This window comes from Leifsonia sp. KNZ12-8B (assembly GCF_056755495.1).
On the sequence record NZ_JBPGXM010000208.1, the window covers coordinates 1 to 4,185 of the forward strand.

Below are 4,185 nucleotides of genomic sequence, written 5' to 3' on the forward strand. Positions count from 1 at the left end.
GAGCACGCGGAGCGCGGGGGCGCGGGGGCCCACGAGGGCGGTCTGGGCGGCGTCGAGCCAGGCGAGCTGGAGGGCGAGGCCGGTGAGCACGCCGGCGAGCGTCGCGGGCCCGCCGACGCTGCGGACGCTCGCGCGCGGGTCGGGCGCGGGCGACTGCCGGCCGCGGAGGTACGGGAGGACGAAGGCCGTGAGCCGGTCGCCGGACGCGGCCACGGCCTCCGCCTGGCGCTGCTGCTCGGCGAGCGGGTCGCCGCCGAGTCGTGACTCGGTGCGGGTCTGCGCGCCGAGTTGCGACATGAGCTCACGAGTCGCGGAAGGGGAAGGGGAAGGAGAAGCGGTGAGCAGCTCGGCCAGGGCCCAGGCGACGAACGCTCCCGCGGCGGGGTTCGCTGCCAGCAGGGTCTCGTGGGCGCCGTCGACCGTGCGCGCGATGCTCATGCCCTGGCGACGGGCGCCCTCCCGCGGGACGCCGTCGGCCACGCGCAGCAGCGCCTCCGCCGTCCCGACGGAGTCCGCGGCCTGCCCTGGCCGCCGCACGCCCGCCGCCCACGCACCTACGGCGTGGTCGTGTCCGGCGACGACGACCGGGACGCCCGCCAGCGCACCCAGCGCACCGGCGCGCACCGTGCCCGCCGCGTCGCCCGGTCGCGCGACGCGCGGGAAGCGGTCGGGCGTCAGACCGACGAGCGCGAGGAGGTCGGGGTCGAACGCCTCGGCGGGCTCGCCGAGCCGGTACGCCATCGTGCGGGCGGCGAGCGTGTGGTCGGTGACGGCCTCACCGGTCAGCGCGGCGACCACCAGGTCGGCGGCGCCCGCCCAGTGCGCGCGCCCGACCCGCGGGTCGCCGCTGCCGTGCAGCCGCAGCCAGTGCACGAGCGGCGACTTCGCCGGCACGGGGACGCCGGTGGCCGCATAGAGCTCGGCGGCTCCAGCCCGGGCGACGAGGGAGGCGGCGGCCTCCGCGTGTCCGGCGGCGCGCCCGTCTGTCCAGCGCAGCAGGTCGCCGAGCGGGGATCCGTCGGGGGTCGTCAGCGCGCCGGTCTCGGCCATCGAGGCGACGCCGATGGCGGCGACGGGAGGCGCGTCGGCGGCGACCTCCGCGATCGCGGCGAGCACGGCCTCCTGCAGCCGGGCGCCCGAGGAGGGGGTCGGAAGGCTGACCACCCGCTCTGCGACGACCTCCCCGCCCGGCGGGGCGGACGCGAGCACGACCTTGGTGTTGGTCGTGCCGACGTCCACGCCGATGGCAGCGGGGGAGGCGGAGGTCACGTCCCTCATTCTGTTCACTCTCGAACATTCGCGTCAAGATTTGTTAGAAGATTGACAAGCGCTTCGAGAAGCCGATTGGATGGGTGCCGTGCGCTACACCGACGCCCCCGCCCGCCGCGATGAGCTGCTCCGCCGGCTCGCCGCCGAGGGCTACGTGTCGTCGTCGCGCGTCGCGGACGAGCTCGGCGTATCGGAGATGACGATCCGCCGCGACCTCCGCCAGCTCGAGGCGGAGGGCCTCGCCCGGCGGGTCATCGGCGGCGCGAGCCTCCCCGGGCTCGGTCACGGCCGCCCGTTCGACGAGCGCGCGGGCACCGGCAGCGCCGAGAAGCGCGCCATCGCCGCCGCCTGCCTGGCGATGCTCGAGGGCGCCGAGACCGTCGCCCTCGACGCGGGCACGACGGTCGCGCCGCTCGCCGGGATGGTGCGGCCGGGGACCACGGTCATCAGCCACTCCGCCCCGGTCATCCAGTCGGCCATCGAGCGCACCGACATCGAACTCGTCGCGATCGGCGGGGTCTACCGGCCCGAGACGCGCAGCTTCGCCGGGGCCGCGGCGCGCCGGTCCATCGGCGACTACGCGGTGGATGTCGCGGTGCTGTCCGCGACGGCGCTCGACCGCTCGGGCATCCTGGTCGCGAGCGCGCTCGACGCGGAGCTCAAGCAGGAGCTGGCGCGGGTCGCCCGCACGACCATCCTGCTCGTCGACCACTCGAAGCTCGGGGCGCGCGCCCCGATCCGCGTCGGCGGCCTCGACCTGGTCGACACCGTGCTGACCGACGCCGGCGCCGACCCCGACGACGTGCAGGCCCTGCTCGACGCGGGTGCGCCCCTCGTCGTGGCCCCGGCGCTCGCGGAGGAAGGCGTCTCGTGATGCGCCTCGGTGCCGTCGCCGACGACGTCACCGGCGCCTGCGACCTCGCGGGACGGGTGGCGGAGGCCGGCCTCCCCGCGACGGTGCTGCTGCCGGCCGCTCTCCCCTCCCGCGATCTCTTCCGGACTTCTGCCCGCGACACGCCGACGGCCGGCGTGCAGAACTCCGGAAGCGATGGCGGCGGAGCGGAGGGGGTGTTCGCGGCGGAGGACGGCGAGTCGGCCTGCGCGGTCGTCGCGCTCAAGGTGCGCACGGCGCCGGTGGCGCAGGCCGTCGCCGAGGCGACCGCCGCGGGGCGGCTGCTGCTGGAGGCGGGAGCCTCCCTGCTGTACCAGAAGTACTGCTCGACCTTCGACTCCACCCCCGCCGGCAACATCGGCCCCATCGCGGACGGGCTGGTCGGACTCGCCGGCGCGGACGGCACGGTCGGGACCCCGGCCACGCCCGGCGCGCGGCGTACGCAGTATGAGGGCATCCTCTTCGCCGACGGCGTCCCCCTGGCGGAGTCGCCCCTGCGCGATCACCCGCTGACGCCGATGCGCGACTCGTCGGTGGTGCGGCTGCTCGCCCCGCAGACGCCCGCGCCGGTGTCGCTCGTGCAGTGGGAGGCCGTGCAGCGAGGACCGCAGGCGGTCGCCTCGGCGATCGGTCGCGGGCACACGCTCGTCGACGCGCTGACCGAGGCCGACCTCGACGTCATCGCCGCGGCGATCCTCGACTCACCCCGGCCCGTCGTGGCAGGCGGAGGCGCGGGCGTCGCCACGGCCCTCGCGCGGGCGGAGGTCGCGGCGCGCGGTAGCGAGCGCTCGGGCACCGCCCTGCCGAAGGTTCCGGTGACCGGCCGCCTCATCCTCGCCGGGAGCGCCTCGGCCGCGACCCGGCGGCAGACCGCGGCGTTCGCGGGCGAGCGGCACACGCTCGACCCGCTGGCGCTGGCCGCCGACGACCGGGCGCTCGACCGCCTCCGCGACACCCTCGCCGCTCGACCCGACCACCGTGCGCCCGTGCTCGTCGGCAGCTCGCCGGAGGTCGCGCGAGCCCAGGAGGAGCTCGGCGCCGAGCGGGCCGCAGCGCTGGTCGAGGACGCCCTCGCGGAGCTCGCCGCCTTCGCGGTGCACCAGCTCGGCTACAGCCACCTGCTGGTGGCGGGAGGCGAGACGTCGGGCGCTGTTGCCGCCCGGCTCGGTGTGCGGCGGCTGCTGATCGGCGAGCAGGCGGCGCCGGGGGTGCCGTGGGCCGTGGCACGCAGCGTCGCCGCGCCCGCCACCGCCACCGCCACCACCGAGCGCACCATCGCCCTCCTGCTCAAGTCCGGCAACTTCGGCGGCCCCGGCCTCTTCACCGACGCGTGGGAGGTGGCACCGTGACCGGCCTGAACGAGCAGGAGGCTCGGGATGCGATCATCCGCGCCTGCCGCCACCTCTCCGGCGCCGGCCTGTCGCCCGGCAGCTCGGGCAACGTCAGCGTCCGCGTCGGCTCGCGCATCGTCGCGACGCCGACCGGGTCGTCGCTGCGGGCGGTGACCGCCGAGCAGCTGGCCGTGACGCCCTCCGACCGGGAGGGATCGCCCCGGCCCACGAAGGAGCTGCCGCTGCACGCCGCCATGTACGCGGCGCACTCCGGCGCGACGGCGGTCGTCCACCTCCACTCGCCGCACGCCACCGCGATCGCGTGCCTGCCGCCGGACGAGCACGGGAACGCGCAGCTGCCGCCGCTCACCCCGTACCGGGTGATGCGCCTGGGCGACGTGCCGCTCGTCCCGTATGCGCCTCCCGGCAGCGCGGACCTCGCACAGGGCGTCGCCCAGCGCGCCGCCGGTCACGCCGCCCTGCTGCTCGCGAACCACGGGCCGATCGTCGCCGCCCCCACCCTGGAGGCGGCGATCGACCTCGTCGAGGAGCTGGAGACCGCGGCGCAGCTGACCCTGCTGCTGCGGCAGGCCCCTGCGCGTGCGCTCGACGCGGCCGCCGTCGCCGCACTGACCCCGCCGGGGCGGTAGCGGGCCCCGGCCTTCTGCTCTCCGCACCCGATCACTCCCCCTC

General features: G+C 76.8%; 4 protein-coding genes. 3 read left to right on the forward strand and 1 reads right to left on the reverse strand.

Translation table 11 applies throughout. The annotated features are described in order from the left end of the window. Window positions 1-1,278 (reverse strand): FGGY family carbohydrate kinase (locus ACR9ZG_RS18330; protein WP_481286279.1); only part of this gene is annotated, 1,278 nt, incomplete at its 3' end. A 70-nt stretch (window positions 1,279-1,348) separates the two neighbouring features. On the opposite strand from ACR9ZG_RS18330, the gene ACR9ZG_RS18335 reads away from it, so the two are divergent. Genes ACR9ZG_RS18335 through ACR9ZG_RS18345 form a run of 3 tightly spaced genes read left to right on the forward strand, consistent with a single transcriptional unit; the run spans window position 1,349 to window position 4,142 of the window. After that, on the forward strand, window positions 1,349-2,143 hold the full coding sequence (locus ACR9ZG_RS18335; protein WP_481286280.1) for a DeoR/GlpR family DNA-binding transcription regulator: 795 nt from the start codon (window positions 1,349-1,351) through the stop codon (window positions 2,141-2,143). Then, window positions 2,143-3,510: a four-carbon acid sugar kinase family protein gene (locus ACR9ZG_RS18340; protein WP_481286282.1), complete on the forward strand. Its 1,368-nt coding sequence runs from the start codon at window positions 2,143-2,145 to the stop codon at window positions 3,508-3,510. Before ACR9ZG_RS18335 ends, ACR9ZG_RS18340 begins: the two co-directional genes overlap by 1 nt. Further along, complete coding sequence (locus tag ACR9ZG_RS18345; protein ID WP_481286281.1) at window positions 3,507-4,142, forward strand: class II aldolase/adducin family protein; 636 nt, start codon at window positions 3,507-3,509, stop codon at window positions 4,140-4,142. The genes ACR9ZG_RS18340 and ACR9ZG_RS18345 overlap by 4 nt, the downstream gene beginning before the upstream one ends. Window positions 4,143-4,185: the final 43 nt, after the last annotated feature.

Coding starts and splice junctions, on each gene's coding strand:
- ACR9ZG_RS18335 (WP_481286280.1), top strand. CDS start 1,349: ATGGGTGCCGTGCGCTACACCGACGCCCCCGCCCGCCGCGATGAGCTG.
- ACR9ZG_RS18340 (WP_481286282.1), top strand. CDS start 2,143: ATGCGCCTCGGTGCCGTCGCCGACGACGTCACCGGCGCCTGCGACCTC.